The organism is Mesorhizobium sp. CNPSo 4661, from assembly GCF_057784215.1.
This window is the reverse complement of record NZ_JBWGIO010000002.1, coordinates 41800-55575: the sequence shown is the minus strand read 5'-3', so window position 1 is coordinate 55575 and position 13776 is coordinate 41800. Positions and strand designations below refer to the sequence as shown.

Annotated in this window: 11 protein-coding genes and 1 pseudogene; 10 read left to right on the top strand and 2 right to left on the bottom strand. The window is 64.0% G+C overall.

Going from position 1 to position 13776, the window contains the following annotated elements; genetic code table 11:
• Positions 1-102 precede the first annotated feature (102 nt).
• The 7 genes and pseudogenes from AC0YKC_RS02290 to AC0YKC_RS02260 all read left to right on the top strand — a co-directional run bounded on the left by AC0YKC_RS02290 (position 103) and on the right by AC0YKC_RS02260 (position 8901).
• Entirely contained in the window at positions 103-1899 is a 1797-nt protein-coding gene (locus AC0YKC_RS02290) for an acyl-CoA dehydrogenase (RefSeq protein ID WP_488509710.1), read from the top strand.
• 52 nt (positions 1900-1951) lie between these two features.
• The gene (locus AC0YKC_RS02285) at positions 1952-3124 is read left to right on the top strand and encodes an acyl-CoA dehydrogenase family protein (RefSeq protein WP_488509708.1); all 1173 of its coding nucleotides are present in this window, start codon (positions 1952-1954) and stop codon (positions 3122-3124) included.
• A gap of 33 nt (positions 3125-3157) precedes the next feature.
• Positions 3158-4366, top strand: coding sequence for an acetyl-CoA C-acetyltransferase (locus AC0YKC_RS02280; protein ID WP_488509706.1), 1209 nt, complete (start codon positions 3158-3160; stop codon positions 4364-4366).
• A gap of 14 nt (positions 4367-4380) precedes the next feature.
• Positions 4381-6600 carry a 3-hydroxyacyl-CoA dehydrogenase NAD-binding domain-containing protein gene (locus tag AC0YKC_RS02275; RefSeq protein WP_488509703.1) on the top strand — a complete coding sequence of 740 codons (2220 nt, stop codon included), beginning with the start codon at positions 4381-4383 and terminating at the stop codon, positions 6598-6600.
• Positions 6601-6609: 9 nt separating this feature from the next.
• Positions 6610-7251: pseudogene (locus AC0YKC_RS02270) on the top strand (thioesterase family protein).
• A 140-nt stretch (positions 7252-7391) separates the two neighbouring features.
• Entirely contained in the window at positions 7392-8033 is a 642-nt protein-coding gene (locus tag AC0YKC_RS02265) for a S24 family peptidase (RefSeq protein WP_488509701.1), read from the top strand.
• 10 nt (positions 8034-8043) lie between these two features.
• Complete coding sequence (locus tag AC0YKC_RS02260; protein ID WP_488509699.1) at positions 8044-8901, top strand: thermonuclease family protein; 858 nt, start codon at positions 8044-8046, stop codon at positions 8899-8901.
• On the opposite strand, the gene AC0YKC_RS02255 is transcribed toward AC0YKC_RS02260, so the two are convergent.
• On the bottom strand, positions 8864-10513 hold the full coding sequence (locus AC0YKC_RS02255; protein WP_488509696.1) for a lysine--tRNA ligase: 1650 nt from the start codon (positions 10511-10513) through the stop codon (positions 8864-8866). The two genes, AC0YKC_RS02260 and AC0YKC_RS02255, sit on opposite strands and share 38 nt — an antisense overlap.
• A 213-nt stretch (positions 10514-10726) precedes the next feature.
• On the opposite strand from AC0YKC_RS02255, the gene AC0YKC_RS02250 reads away from it, so the two are divergent.
• Positions 10727-11140, top strand: coding sequence for a tellurite resistance TerB family protein (locus AC0YKC_RS02250; RefSeq protein ID WP_488509693.1), 414 nt, complete (start codon positions 10727-10729; stop codon positions 11138-11140).
• Positions 11141-11203: 63 nt separating this feature from the next.
• Here the strand turns inward: AC0YKC_RS02250 and AC0YKC_RS02245 are convergent, their stop codons facing one another.
• Positions 11204-12025, bottom strand: a complete 822-nt coding sequence (locus tag AC0YKC_RS02245; RefSeq protein ID WP_488510307.1) for an ABC transporter substrate-binding protein — start codon at positions 12023-12025, stop codon at positions 11204-11206.
• Between the two features lie 281 nt (positions 12026-12306).
• Here AC0YKC_RS02245 and AC0YKC_RS02240 point away from each other — a divergent pair, with 281 nt between their 5' ends.
• The gene (locus AC0YKC_RS02240; RefSeq protein ID WP_320297803.1) at positions 12307-13038 is read left to right on the top strand and encodes a helix-turn-helix transcriptional regulator; all 732 of its coding nucleotides are present in this window, start codon (positions 12307-12309) and stop codon (positions 13036-13038) included.
• A 97-nt stretch (positions 13039-13135) separates the two neighbouring features.
• Complete coding sequence (locus tag AC0YKC_RS02235) at positions 13136-13774, top strand: acyl-homoserine-lactone synthase (RefSeq protein ID WP_320297680.1); 639 nt, start codon at positions 13136-13138, stop codon at positions 13772-13774.
• Positions 13775-13776 lie beyond the last annotated feature (2 nt).

The following is a 13776-nucleotide window of genomic DNA, read 5'->3' as shown; positions in this document are numbered from 1 at the left end:
TTACGCAAACGTCAATATTTGCTATCGGGGCATCGACATTGGCCCGGTCTCCTGTCCAGGACAGGCAACTTGCCGGCCGGCACTATAAGGGTGGAGGAAGGCATGACGATCTACAGGGCGCCGATCCAGGATACGCTGTTCGTTCTCAACGACGTGCTGGGCTATCAGCGCTATTCCAACCTTCCGGGCTTCTCGGACGCGACGCCCGACGTGCTCGAGGCGATCCTCGCGGAGGGCGCCAAGCTTGCCGAAAACGTCATGCATCCGCTGAACCGCGTCGGCGACATGGAAGGCTGCGTGCGCCATGACGACGGCTCGGTGACGACTCCCAAGGGCTTCAAGGACGCTTACGACCAGTATCGCGAAGGCGGCTGGATGGGGCTTGCGGCACCTGCCGAGTTCGGCGGCCAGGGCCTGCCTTATGCCGTCCACACCGCCGTCTCCGAATACATGATCTCCGCCAACATGGCGCTGATGATGTATCCCGGCCTGACGCAAGGCGCGATCGCGGCCATCGTCACCCACGGCACGGACGAACAGAAGGCCACATGGCTGCCCAGGCTGATCGGAGGCACCTGGACCGGCACCATGAACCTGACCGAGCCGCATTGCGGCACCGATCTCGGCCTGTTGCGCACCAAGGCCGCTCCCAATGGTGACGGCACCTACAGGATTTCCGGCCAGAAGATCTTCATCTCCGCCGGCGAGCACGACATGTCGGACAACATCGTCCACCTGGTGCTGGCCCGCGCCGAGGGCGCGCCGGAAGGCGTGAAGGGCATTTCGCTGTTCATCGTGCCGAAGTTCAAGCTCGATGCCTCGGGAAATCCCGGCGAGCGCAACACGCTCTCCTGCGGTTCGATCGAGGAGAAGATGGGCATTCACGGCAACTCGACCTGCGTCATGAACTATGACGAGGCCGAGGGCACGCTGCTCGGCGAATTGAATGGCGGCCTGAAGGCCATGTTCACGATGATGAACGAGGCCCGCCTCGGTGTCGGCCTGCAGGGGCTTTCGGTCTCCGAGATCGCCTATCAGAATGCCGTTTCCTACGCCAGGGACCGCCTGCAGGGCCGTTCGCTGTCGGGTGCCAAGGCGCCGGACAAGAAAGCCGACCCGATCATCGTCCATCCCGACATCCGCCGCTCGCTGATGACCATGAAGGCCTTCAACGAGGCCGGCCGCGCGCTGGCGCTGTGGACGGCTATCAAGTCCGACGTCGCGCATCGCTCCGGTGACGACAAGGACCGCCAGGCGGCCGACGATTACACCGGCCTCATGACGCCGGTGGTCAAGGGCGTGCTCACCGACAAGGGTTTCGATCACGCGGTGATGGCGCAGCAGGTGTTCGGCGGCCACGGCTACATCGAAGAGCACGGCATGAGCCAGTTCGTGCGCGATGCCCGCATCGCCATGATCTATGAAGGCGCCAACGGCATCCAGGCGCTCGACCTCGTCGGCCGCAAGCTGGCGCAGAATGGCGGCCGCGCGGTGCAGGCCTTCTTCAAGGAAGTCGGCGAGTTCTGCGAGGAAAACCGCGCCGACGAGAAGATGGCGCCCTTCACCAAGTCGCTGAAGAAGGGCCTCAACGACCTGCAGGCGGCCACCATGTGGCTGGTGCAGAACGCGATGGCCAAGCCCGACAATGCCGGTGCCGCCTCCACCGACTACATGCATCTCTTCGGCCTGGTGGCGCTGGGCTACATGTGGGCGCAGATGGCGAAATCCGCACAGGCGAAGTTGGCGGATGGGGCCAACGGGGGCTCGCCCTTCTACGACACCAAGCTGGTGACCGCGCGCTTCTTCATGGAGCGCGTCATGCCGGAAACGGCAACGCGGCTTGCCCGCATTTCCAGTGGCGCGGACACGCTGATGGCGCTGCCGGCGGAAGCGTTCTAGGTTTGGCGGGCCGGCACCGCCGGCCCACAATTGTCGGAACGCGGAGGAAATCGTGGCGACAAATCCAGCCGAAATTCTTGGCCTGCCGAAGCCCGCATGGGCGGCGGACGAGGTCGGCATGCTCTACGACATGGCGTCCCGCTTCATGGCGGAGGAGATCGCGCCGCGCTACGACGAGTTCGAGAAGAACGAGATGTTTGATCGCGAGAGCTGGCTGAAGGCCGGAGCCGCTGGTCTGCTCTGCGCCTCGATGCCGGAGAAATACGGCGGCTCGGGCGGCACTTTCGCCCATGAGAGCGCCATCATCGAGGCGATCGGCCATGTCGGCGTCGACGGCTTCGGCATCGGCCTGCACAATTCGATCGTAGCACCCTACATCCTGCATTACGGCTCCGAGGAGCAGAAACAGAAATGGCTGCGCAAGCTTGCGACCGGTGAGCTGATCGGCGCCATCGCCATGACGGAGCCCGGCGCCGGCTCCGACCTGCAGGGCGTGAAGACGCGCGCCGAGAAGGACGGCAATCATTACAAGATCAGCGGCTCGAAAACCTTCATCACCAACGGCCAGCTCGCCAACCTGATCATCGTCGTCACCAAGACCGATCCGGAAAAGGGCGCCAAGGGCACCTCGCTGATCGTCGTCGAGACCGACGAGGTCGAGGGCTTCGAGCGCGGCCGCAACCTCGACAAGATAGGGCTGAAGTCGAACGACACGTCCGAGCTGTTCTTCAACGATGTGCGCGTGCCGACCTCGAACCTGCTCGGCCACGAGGAAGGCAAGGGCTTCGTCCAGCTGATGCAGCAACTGCCGCAGGAGCGGTTGCAGATCGGTACCGGGGCGATCGCCATGATCGAGCGGGCGCTGGCGCTCACGATCGACTACGTCAAGGAACGCAAGGCCTTCGGCAAGGCCGTCATCGATTTCCAGAACACCCAGTTCAAGCTGGCCGAATTGAAGACCGAGGCCACGATCGGCCGCGTCTTCTACAATGACTGCGTCGCCCGCCATATCGATGGCGGCCTCGATCCGGTCACCGCCTCGATGGCCAAATACTGGCTTTCCGACCTGCAGGGCAAAGTCGTCGACGAATGCCTTCAACTGCACGGTGGCTATGGCTACATGAATGAATATCCGATCGCCCGCATGTACCGCGACGCCCGCGTCCAGCGCATCTACGGCGGCACCAACGAAATCATGAAATTGCTGATCGGGCGCTCTCTCTAAGCGTGGCGGCCGGCAAAGCCAAGGAGCACGAAAATGACTGAGGCTTACGTCTATGACGCCGTGCGCACGCCGCGCGGCAAGGGCAAGAAGGATGGCTCGCTGCACGAGGTGCCGGCGGTCAGGCTCGCCGCCAGGACGCTCGAGGCACTGCGCGATCGCAACGGGCTCGACACCGGCACTGTCGACGACATCATCTTCGGCTGCGTCGATCCGGTCGGCGAGGCGGGCTCCGTCATTCCGCGCGCCGCGGCCTTCGAGGCCGGCTACGCGACCTCGGCGCCCGGCATGCAGATCTCGCGCTTCTGCGCCTCGGGTCTCGACGCCATCAATTTCGGCGCCGCCAAGATCGCGCAAGGGGCGGACGAGATCGTTATTGCCGGCGGCGTCGAATCCATGTCGCGCGTCGGCATGGGCATGTCCGGCGGCGCCTGGTTCATGGACCCCTCCGTCGGCCTGCCCGGCTGGTTCGTGCCGCAGGGTATCTCGGCCGATCTGATCGCCACCAAATACGGCTTTTCCCGCGACGATGTCGACGCCTATGCGGTCGAGAGCCAGAAGCGCGCCGCGAAATCCTGGGCCGATGGCCGCTTCAAGAAGTCGGTGATCCCGATCAAGGACCAGAACGGGCTCACCATTCTCGACCATGACGAGCACATGCGGCCCTCGACCGACATGCAGTCGCTGGCTTCGCTCAACCCGTCCTTCGTCATGCCCGGCGAGATGGGCGGCTTCGACGCGGTCGCCGTGCAGAAGCATCCGGAGGTCGAGGAGGTCAACCACGTCCACCACGCCGGCAATTCCTCCGGTATCGTCGATGGCGCCGCCGCCGTGCTGCTCGGCTCGAAGAAGGCCGGGAAAACCATGGGTATCAAACCCCGCGCGCGCATCCGCGCCTTCGCCAATATCGGCTCGGAACCGGTGCTGATGCTGACCGGTCCGGTCGACGTCACCGAGAAGCTGTTGAAGCGCGCCAAGATGAAGCTGTCGGACATCGACCTGTTCGAGCTCAACGAGGCCTTCGCTTCCGTCGTGCTGCGCTACATGCAGGCTTTCGAGATCCCGCACGACAAGATCAACGTCAATGGCGGCGCGATCGCCATGGGCCATCCGCTCGGCGCTACCGGCGCCATGATCCTGGGCACGGTGCTGGATGAGCTGGAACGCCGCGACCTGAACACCGCGCTGGTCACGCTCTGCATCGGCGCCGGCATGGGCACCGCCACCATCATCGAACGCGTCTGACGGGGAGAGAAGAGATGAGCTACACCAATTTCACCCTCGACATCGACGCCGGCGGCATCGCGCTGATCACCTGGAACATGCCGGACCGCTCGATGAACGTGTTCACCGAGGAGGTGATGCGCGAGTTGAACGCCATCGTCGATCATGTGGCCGGCGATGCCGCCATCAAGGGCGCGGTCATCACGTCGGGCAAGGACTCTTTCTCCGGCGGCGCCGACATCACGATGCTGCAGAAGATGCTGGCCACCTTTGCCGTCGACAAGGAGAAAGACCTCGAGAAGGCGACCAAGGCGCTGTTCGAGAATGCCGGCTACATGACCGGCCTTTTCCGCAAGATCGAGACCTGCGGCAAGCCGTTTGTCTCGGCGATCAACGGCACCTGCATGGGCGGCGCCTTCGAGATGTCGCTCGCCTGCCACGGCCGCGTCGCCGCTGATTCCGACAAGGTGAAAATGGCGCTTCCCGAGGTGAAGATCGGCATCTTCCCGGGCGCCGGCGGCACCCAGCGCGTGCCGCGGCTGACCGACCAGCAGCAGGCGCTGCAGATGCTGACCACCGGACAGAACCTGACGCCGCAGAAGGCGAAGGCGATGGGCCTGATCCACGAGATCGCCGAGCCTTCGAAACTCGTCGAGACCGCCAAGGCGATGATCAGGAACGGCCTGAAGCCGGTGGCGCCCTGGGACGAGAAGGGTTTCAAGCTGCCGGGCGGTCCGATCTATTCGGCGGCCGGCGCCAATCTCTGGCCGCCGGCGATCGCCATCCTGCGCCGCGAAACCTACGGCAATTATCCGGCCGCGGCCGCGATCCTGAAATGCGTCTATGAAGGCCTGCTGGTGCCGTTCGATACCGCGCTCAGGATCGAGCAGCGCTATTTCACCGAGATCATGCAGTCCAAGGAAGCGGCGGCGATGATCCGCTCGCTGTTCCTGTCGCTGCAGGAGTTGAACAAGGGCGCACGCCGCCCCACCGGCGTGCCGGACACCAAGTTCAAGAAGATCGGCATAATCGGCGCCGGCTTCATGGGCGCGGGTATCGCCTATGTCACCGCGCGAGCCGGGATTCCGGTGGTGCTGCTCGACCGCGATCTGCCGTCGGCCGAGAAGGGGAAGGCGCATTCCGACAGCCTGATGGCCGACCAGGTCAAGAAGGGCCGCGCCAAACCCGAAGACAAGGACAAGCTCCTGTCGCTGATCACGCCGACGGCGGACTATGCCGACCTTGCCGGCTGCGATCTCGTCGTCGAGGCGGTCTTCGAGGATTCGAACGTCAAGAAGGAAGCCACCGAGAAGGCGGAAGCGGTGCTGAAATCGTCGGCGATCTTCGCTTCCAACACCTCGACGATTCCCATCACCGCTCTGGCGAAGAACTCGTCGCGGCCGAAGAACTTCATTGGCATCCATTTCTTCTCGCCGGTCGACAAGATGATGCTGGTCGAGATCATTCTCGGCAAGAAGACCGGCGACAAGGCCTTGGCCGTCGCCTTCGACTTCGTGCGCGCCATCAAGAAGACGCCGATCGTCGTCAACGACACGCGCGGCTTCTACGTCAACCGCTGCGTGCTGCGCTACATGTCGGAAGCCTACAAGATGCTGATTGAGGGTGTGCCGGCGCCGATGATCGAGAATGCCGCCAAGGCCGCCGGCATGCCGGTCGGCCCGCTGGCGCTGACCGACGAGACGGCGGTCGACCTTGCCCAGAAGATCATGAAGCAGACCATCAGGGATCTCGGCGAGAAGGCCGTCGATCCCAGGCAGATGGCGCTGATCAACACCATGGTCGACACGCATGGCCGCTTCGGCCGCAAGAATGGCAAGGGTTTCTACGACTATCCGGCCAAGCCGGCGAAGAAGAAGCTGTGGCCGGGCCTGAAGGATCTCTATCCGCAGCTCAACCCCGACAAGGTCGACTATGAGGAGCTGAAGCAGCGCCTCTTGGTCACCATCGCGCTGGAAGCGGCGCGTGTGATGGAGGAAGGCATCGTCACGGATCCGCGCGAGGCGGATGTCGGCTCGATCCTCGCCTTCGGCTTCGCGCCCTTCACCGGCGGCGCGCTGTCCTACATCGACGGCATCGGCGCCAAGCGTTTCGTCAAGATCGCCAAGGGCCTGCAGAAGAAGTATGGCGCCGAGTTCAAGGCGTCGAAGCTTCTGCTCGACATGGCCGAGAAGGGCGAGACCTTCTACCAGCGCTTCGACCCTTACCAGAAGGGCGAGGTAAAGCAGGCGGCCTGATCAACCAGCATGTATGTCTGGGGGCGAATGGCCCGCACCATGGCCACGGCATCGAGCCGTGGCCCTTACCGGGTCGGCGATGAAAGCCGGCTGGCCTTTCGCTGCCTGCCGATCGACATCGACTTCAACCTGCATCTCAACAACGCCCGCTACATGATGTTGGCCGATCTTGCGCATGACCCCGAAATCGGAATCGATTTCGGAAAGGATCATGCGCCACTCAAAGTGCTACAGCGTCCTTTGCGCATCCAATAGGACGCGCGGCGCTGTAGGCGCATCGACATCTTCCTGCGCGTCGGCCTCATCGCGCTTGCGCGCAAGAACGGCTGGGCGCCGATGATCGGCGGGCTGCAGGTGGGCTATGTGCGCGAGATCAAGCTGCGGCGCCGCTTCGAGGTGGTCTCGTCGATCGAGACCTGGGAAGGCACGTCGGTGATCGGCAGGCATCGTTTCGTGCTCGATGGCGGCGAGACGGCGGCGCTGATCCTGACGACGGGCGGCGTCTATGACCGCGGCGGTCGCCGCTTCCTCGACATCGACGAGGTCGTCGCGGCGCTTGGCCACGCCGCCAGCCCACGCCCGCCGACCGAACCCGAGCGGGCCTTCATGCTTTCGCACCGGAATTTGCGCGAACAGGCCAAGGCGGCCTGATCACGTTTCGAAGCGAGTGAGGCTGATTTGCCGAGCCGGCGGATCACTTTCTAGCCCGGCCCGCCGCTACCGGTGGACAATGGTGCGGTCGCACGCTAGACAGGCTGAGGCATTTTTTCCTGTTTTGAGGGAGAGCGCGCGTGCTCTCACACGACCGCGTATGGGCCGCAATAGACGCTCTCGCCGAGCGCTATTCGCTGTCGGCTTCCGGCCTTGCCCGGCGCGCCGGCCTCGATTCGACGGCCTTCAACAAATCGAAGCGCCTGTCTTCCGACGGCCGGCCGCGCTGGCCCTCGACGGAATCGCTGGCCAAGATCATCGAGGCCACCGGCGCGTCGCTGGAGGAATTCACCGGACTGGTCGAAGGACGCGGCGCCGCAGCCATTGCCCAGCATCGCAGCGCGGTGCCGTTGCTCGGTTTCGCCCAGGCCGGCGCGGGGGGCTTCTTCGACGATGCCGGCTATCCGGCGGGGCAGGGCTGGGATCTGGTCGAGCTTCCGGCGCGGGCGACCGAGACGTCCTACGCGCTGCAGGTGCAAGGCGATTCCATGCTGCCGCTTTACCGCAATGGCGACGTGCTGATCGTCGAGCCCGGGGCGCCGACCCGCAAGGGCGACCGTGTCGTCGTCAAGACTACCGCCGGCGAAGTGATGGCCAAGGTGCTCGACCGGCAGACGGTGAAATCGATCGTGCTGGTCTCGCTCAATCCGGCTCACCCGGACCGCGACATCCCGACGCGCGATATCGAATGGGTGGCGCGCATCGTCTGGGCGAGCCAGTAGGTCCGGACCGGTGCGGCTTCTTCAAGCAGCTTTTGCCGTTCTGGCAATACCGGTGATGGCGGCGCTTGTCGTGACCGGCGGGCGCGCAATCAAAGGCCATGACAGCACGATCGCGGTGGATCGGATCGATCCGGACGCGCTTGCAGATCCAGGCGCTGAGACGCCGCCGGAAGAACCGGCGACCTCGGCCATTCCGGCGCCTGCCGCTCCGCAGCCAGCCGTTCATTCGAGGGCCATCGATCCCGAAACCGTGGCGCCGCCGGAACTGTCGGACCAGGAACTCGAACGGGTGGAACCGCGTGCGCCGCTCAGCGATCTGGCGCTGGCCGGGCCGCCCAAGCCGCCCAAGACGAAGATGCCAGGCGACTGGAACGGCACGAAATTGTTCCAGCCGGTCGCCACCGCCGCCGGGCTGATCGAGTCGAAGGGCTATGCCGTCGCCGTCTCCGGCGTGGATGTCGTCACGGCGGACGAAATCTGCGGCGACGAGGGCAAGAGTTGGGCCTGCGGCGCCCGTGCCAGGACGGCCTTCCGCGCTTTCCTGCGCGGCCGGGCGGTCGCCTGCACGGTGCCGCCGGAGGGCGATCGCGACACCATTTCCGCCGAATGCCATATCGGCAATCAGGATATCGGCCAGTGGCTGGTGGAAAATGGCTGGGCGCGCGCCGCGCAAGGCGGTCCCTATGTCGAGGCCGAGAACAAGGCCCGCGCCGCCAGGAAGGGTATTTTCGGCCCGGCGCCGAAGCTTGACGGCCTGCCGGCGCTGCCGGCCGCGTCAAGACCGGCGCCGGAGGCCCCGGATTCCATCCTGCCGGCGGAAGGCGGCGACCTTACGCCGCCAACTGACCAGCCAGCGCCCGCTCAATAAGCGCGCGCGTCTCGGCAATGCCATAGAGTGCTGCGAACGACCCGAAGCGCGGGCCGCGCTCCTGGCCGATCAGCACCTGGTAGATCATCTGGAAGAAGGCCACCGACACGCCGGGCCCCCCTTCCGGGCTCTGCTTGGAATGGTCCTGATAGCGCTCGATCTTGCGCGCCACGTTGAGCGCGGCATTCTGGATCGCCTCGCCGTCGGCGCCCTGCGGCAGCGCGCCGAGCGCGTCGGAGAGCTTCGCCAGCGCCTCGCGCTCCACCTCGTCGGCGGCGCGGTAGACCTTGGTCGGCTTCACGAAGTCGTCGAAATAGCGGATCGCATAGCCGGTCAGCCGGTCGAGCTCCGGATGCGTCTTCGGCGTCACGCCCGGCGCATGCCGCGAGATGAAGCCCCACAGCACCGCCTTGTCATGCGCGTTGGAGGCGCTGACCAGGTTGAGCAGCAGCGCGAACGGCACCGGCAGGTCGATGGCCGGCGGGTTGCCGTCATGCATATGCCAGACCGGGTTGCCGAGCCGTTCCTTCCAGTCCTGGCGCGGATAGGCGCCAAGGAAAGCGTAATACTCGTCCACCGCCTTCGGGATGACGTCGAAATAGAGCTTCTTCGCCTGCCGTGGCCGCTGGTACATGTAGAGGCCGAGGCTCTCCGTCGGCGCATAGGTCAGCCATTCGTCGATGGTCAGGCCATTGCCCTTCGACTTCGAGATCTTCTGGCCTTCCTCGTCGAGGAACAGTTCGTAGACGAAATGCTCCGGCGCGCGTCCGCCCAGGATGTTGCAGATGCGATCATAGATCCCGGCATTGGTCTGGTGGTCCTTGCCGAACATCTCGAAATCGACACCGAGCGCTGCCCAGCGCATGCCGAAATCCGGCTTCCACTGCAGCTTCACATGGCCGCCGGTGACAGGCAGCGTCGTCTCGGTGCCTTCGTCGTCGAAGGTGATGGTGCCGGCCTTGGCGTCGACATTTATCATCGGCACGTAGAGCACTCTGCCGCTCTTCGGCGAGATCGGCAGGAACGGGCTGTAGGTCGCCTGGCGCTCCGGCCCCAGCGTCGGCAGCATCACCGCCATGATCTCGTCATAGCGCTCCGCGGCGCGCAGCAGCACCTCGTCGAAGCGACCGGCCTTGTAATACCGCGTCGCGCTGGCGAATTCGTAGTCGAAGCCGAACGTGTCGAGGAAACGGCACAGCATCGCGTTGTTGTGGTCGGCGAAGCTCGCATAGTCGCCGCCGAACGGATTGGGCACCGCCGTCAGCGGCATATGCAAATAGGGTTCCAGCGCCGCGCGGTCCGGCACGTTCTCCGGGATCTTGCGCATGCCGTCCATGTCGTCGGAGAAGCACAAAAGCTTTGTCTTGACCTTGTCTTGCGTCAGCACCCGGAAGGCATGCCGCACCATGGTCGTGCGCGCCACTTCACCGAAGGTGCCGATATGCGGCAGGCCCGAGGGGCCGTAGCCGGTCTCGAACAGGACGGTCTCGGGAAAGTCCTTGCCCTTGTAGCGGGCGATGATTTTCTTGGCTTCCTCGAACGGCCAGGCCTTGCTCTCGGCGGCCGCGGCAAGCATCTCGGGCGTGAGATCGATGATGTTTGATCCCGTCATGTTATTGTCTTCCAGGTCAGACGCCGGCTTTGCGGCGGATAGAGTTTCAACCGGTCTCTAGGCGGGAGAGACCTGAGCGTCAACGATTTGCGGTGGTTTTCCTTGCGGCGCCATAATGGCGCTCCTACGTTCGAGCCTCACTTTCAAGTGCATGTCACCCCAAAGCGTGTCGCGGTTTTGGGGAAATGACATGCACGCTACTAGGAGTTTTGAATGCCTTTGCTGAGCCCGCACGAAGCGCTGATCCACCTGATGGTCATCACATCGGCCTCCGACCGCGACATGACCGATGTCGAGCTGGCGCGGATCGGCGACGTCGTCCGCTCCTGGCCGGTGTTCGTCGATTTCAACCAGGACAGGCTGGTTGCGGTGGCGCAGGCCTGCCAGAAGGCGCTGCATGACAAGGACGGGCTGGAAGGGGTGCTGGCGCGTGTTGCCGAGGCGCTGCCGGAGCGGTTGCGCGACACTGCCTATGCCGCTGCCTTCGAGGTTGCCGCCGTCGATCTCGAAATGCGCATGGAGGAGGTGCGCGTGCTGCAGCTCGTCCGCCTCAAGCTCGACCTCGACACGCTGACCGTCGCCGCGATTGCCCGCGCGGCGAAGGCGCGCCTGCGCACGCTCACCTGACATTGCACGGACCGAGGCCGCTGAGATTCAGGTCAGGCCGGCATCACCTGAGTCTCAGTAGCCTCAGAAGAAGCTGACGGGAAAATAGCGCAGATAGAACTCGGCGAAGGTGCCCTTGATCGAGATCTCCTGCAGCGCGTAGTCGAAGGCGGCGGCAAGCGCGGTGTCGCTCTTGCGGGTGGCGATCGCCATGCCCGAGCCCAGATATTCCGGCGCCAGATACGGACCGCCGGCGAAGCGGCAGCAGCCGGCGGCGTCCGAGCCGCCCAGCCAGAAGGAAAAGCGCATGCCGTCGCCGAAGGCGGCGTCGACCTTGCCGGCCTTGAGGTCGGCATAGAGGCCTTGCGGTGTGTCGAAGGTCACCACCTGCACGGCCTTGAAATAATCGCGCAGCATTTTCTCATGCGCCGAGCCGGCGGCGACGCCGACCCGCTTGCTGCGCAATTTGTCGAGAATCGGCTCGGCAAAGGCCTTTGCCTTCGGCATGATGAAGCGCGCCGGAAACTGCATATAGGAGCGCGAGAAGGTGTATTTCTCCCGGCTTTCCGGCGTCGCGGCGATGCCGGCGATGATCGCCTCGCCTTCGCCCTTCTGGAGCGCGTCCTCCAGCTCGTTCCACGGCAATGCCTGGACCTGGCATTTCTCGACGACGCCCAGTTCCGCGCAGATCGCCCGCGCCAGATCGATGTGGAAACCCGACAGGCGGCCCGCGCCGTCAAGGAAGTTGAAGGGCGGAAAATCGGTGGTGGTGAGGAATCTGAGTCGCGGCAGCGCCGAGAGGTCGGGCTTCGGCAGCCGCTCCTTGGCATCCCACAGCACCGGCACCTGCGGCTCCGCCGCTTGAGTCGCGCTGGCAGGCGGCAGCGCGCCGCCCACCACCGCCATCAGGGCCAGAAATATCCACCGCAAGATCACGATATGGCTCCGCGCCTGTCCGCGTTCCTTGGCTTTTCGTATGAAAATGCGGCAGGCACAACGGTTTTTGATTTCAAGCGGCCAAATTAAGCGTATGGTTTAGCGCGTTTGCAAATGACCTGCGCGCCGGAAGGGGGGAAGCTGCCGGCATAGCTGAGGAGATTGCAAAGTGGGGGGTTGATGGCGAAGGGGTGTTCGTCCATCTATCGTCGGTAAAGAAAAAGCGGAAGCAACATGGGGTAGATGTTGCGATGGGCCTGTTCGACAGAACTCTGGAATACATAGACCAGTTGCAGCAAGCTGGCACCGCGGCCGCGGTTTGCGAGAGGCTGCTCGGCGTCACCTCGAACTTCGGCCTGACCGCATTGATGGCGGGAACCGTGCCGCAGCCTGGCACGCCGCGCGGCCAGCAGAAACAGCATGTGATGCTTTGCGATTGGCCCGGCGATTGGCTGGAGCGCTATGTGGCGCGCAACTATGTCGACCACGATCCGGTCGTCAGTCACATGAAGCAGCTTCAGGCGCCGTTCCAATGGCGCGACGCTTCCAAGAACGCCGTGATCGACAAGAGCAGCGACGAAGTCATGGGCGATGCCCGCGAGTTCAAGCTGCGCGATGGCCTGGCGTTTCCGCTGGTCACGCTCGACGGCCAGATCGTCATGGTCTCGCTGGGCGGCGAATCCGTCGAACTGTCGGATGCGGAATTCGGAATGGTCTCGCTCGCGTCGACCTATGCGATCGGCCGCGCCATGCAGCTGCACACCAAGGCCGAAAGCATCATCGATCACATAGAATTGACGCCGCGTGAGCGGGAGTGCCTGCAATGGGCCGCTGTCGGCAAGTCCGAATGGGAGATATCTCAAATTTTAGGCATCTCGGAACACACTTCCGAGAAACATCTTCTTAACGCCAAGAGCAAACTGGGCGCAGCCAACCGGGTGCAGGCAGTCGCGGAGGCGATTAGGCGCGGCTATATTAGCTAGGTCGGCCGTGCCGACCTGGAAATTCTTGCCTGCGCGATCGCGCAATATTTTAAGGGACATCACGGCCGTATCTTCCTCTAAGCCCAGGAGACGGCTAATGCTTTTTGCCCTTACCACTCAGGAACTGATGGAACGTCCCGACCTGTGGGAGGCGGTCCATCGCTTGCGCTACAAGATCTTCGTCGAGGAGATGGGATGGACCGATCTTGATCGCCCGGACCACCTCGAGATCGACCAGTTCGATCATGACGAGGCCGAGCACCACCTCGTCATCCGCAATGGCGAACTGGCTGGCTACCAGCGAATGCTGCCGACCACACGGCCGCATCTTCTGACCGACGTGCTGTCGGACCTCTGCGAGGGGGCCTCCCCCTCGGGACCGAATGTCTGGGAACTGACCCGCTACGCGGTGGCTCCGGGCTTTCGCGACGGCAAACGCGGCGTCTCGACGGTCGGCACCGAATTGATCGCCGGCTTCGTCGAATGGGGCCTCAAGCGCAACGTCAACCAGGTCATCATCGAGTTCGAGCCGATGTGGGTGCTCAGAGCGCTGCAGCTGCACTTCCTGGCCAAGCCGCTCGGCTACCAGCGCACCTATGGCAACCAGCAGGTCGTGGCGACGCTGCTTACCTTCACCGAGCATACGCTCGATGTCGTGCGGGCGCGCCGCAACCACCACCTGCCGGTGCTGAACCGGGGCTATCCTGGTCTGCTGGGCCTCAAGCAGGCTTCGTGATG

What these genes read in the sequence shown, in the direction of transcription:
- AC0YKC_RS02250 (WP_488509693.1), top strand. Translation starts at nt 10,727, where the DNA reads ATGCCTTTGCTGAGCCCGCACGAAGCGCTGATCCACCTGATGGTCATC.
- AC0YKC_RS02290 (WP_488509710.1), top strand. Translation starts at nt 103, where the DNA reads ATGACGATCTACAGGGCGCCGATCCAGGATACGCTGTTCGTTCTCAAC.
- AC0YKC_RS02235 (WP_320297680.1), top strand. Translation starts at nt 13,136, where the DNA reads ATGCTTTTTGCCCTTACCACTCAGGAACTGATGGAACGTCCCGACCTG.
- AC0YKC_RS02280 (WP_488509706.1), top strand. Translation starts at nt 3,158, where the DNA reads ATGACTGAGGCTTACGTCTATGACGCCGTGCGCACGCCGCGCGGCAAG.
- AC0YKC_RS02275 (WP_488509703.1), top strand. Translation starts at nt 4,381, where the DNA reads ATGAGCTACACCAATTTCACCCTCGACATCGACGCCGGCGGCATCGCG.
- AC0YKC_RS02245 (WP_488510307.1), bottom strand. Translation starts at nt 12,025, where the DNA reads ATGGCGGTGGTGGGCGGCGCGCTGCCGCCTGCCAGCGCGACTCAAGCG.
- AC0YKC_RS02255 (WP_488509696.1), bottom strand. Translation starts at nt 10,513, where the DNA reads ATGACGGGATCAAACATCATCGATCTCACGCCCGAGATGCTTGCCGCG.
- AC0YKC_RS02240 (WP_320297803.1), top strand. Translation starts at nt 12,307, where the DNA reads ATGGGCCTGTTCGACAGAACTCTGGAATACATAGACCAGTTGCAGCAA.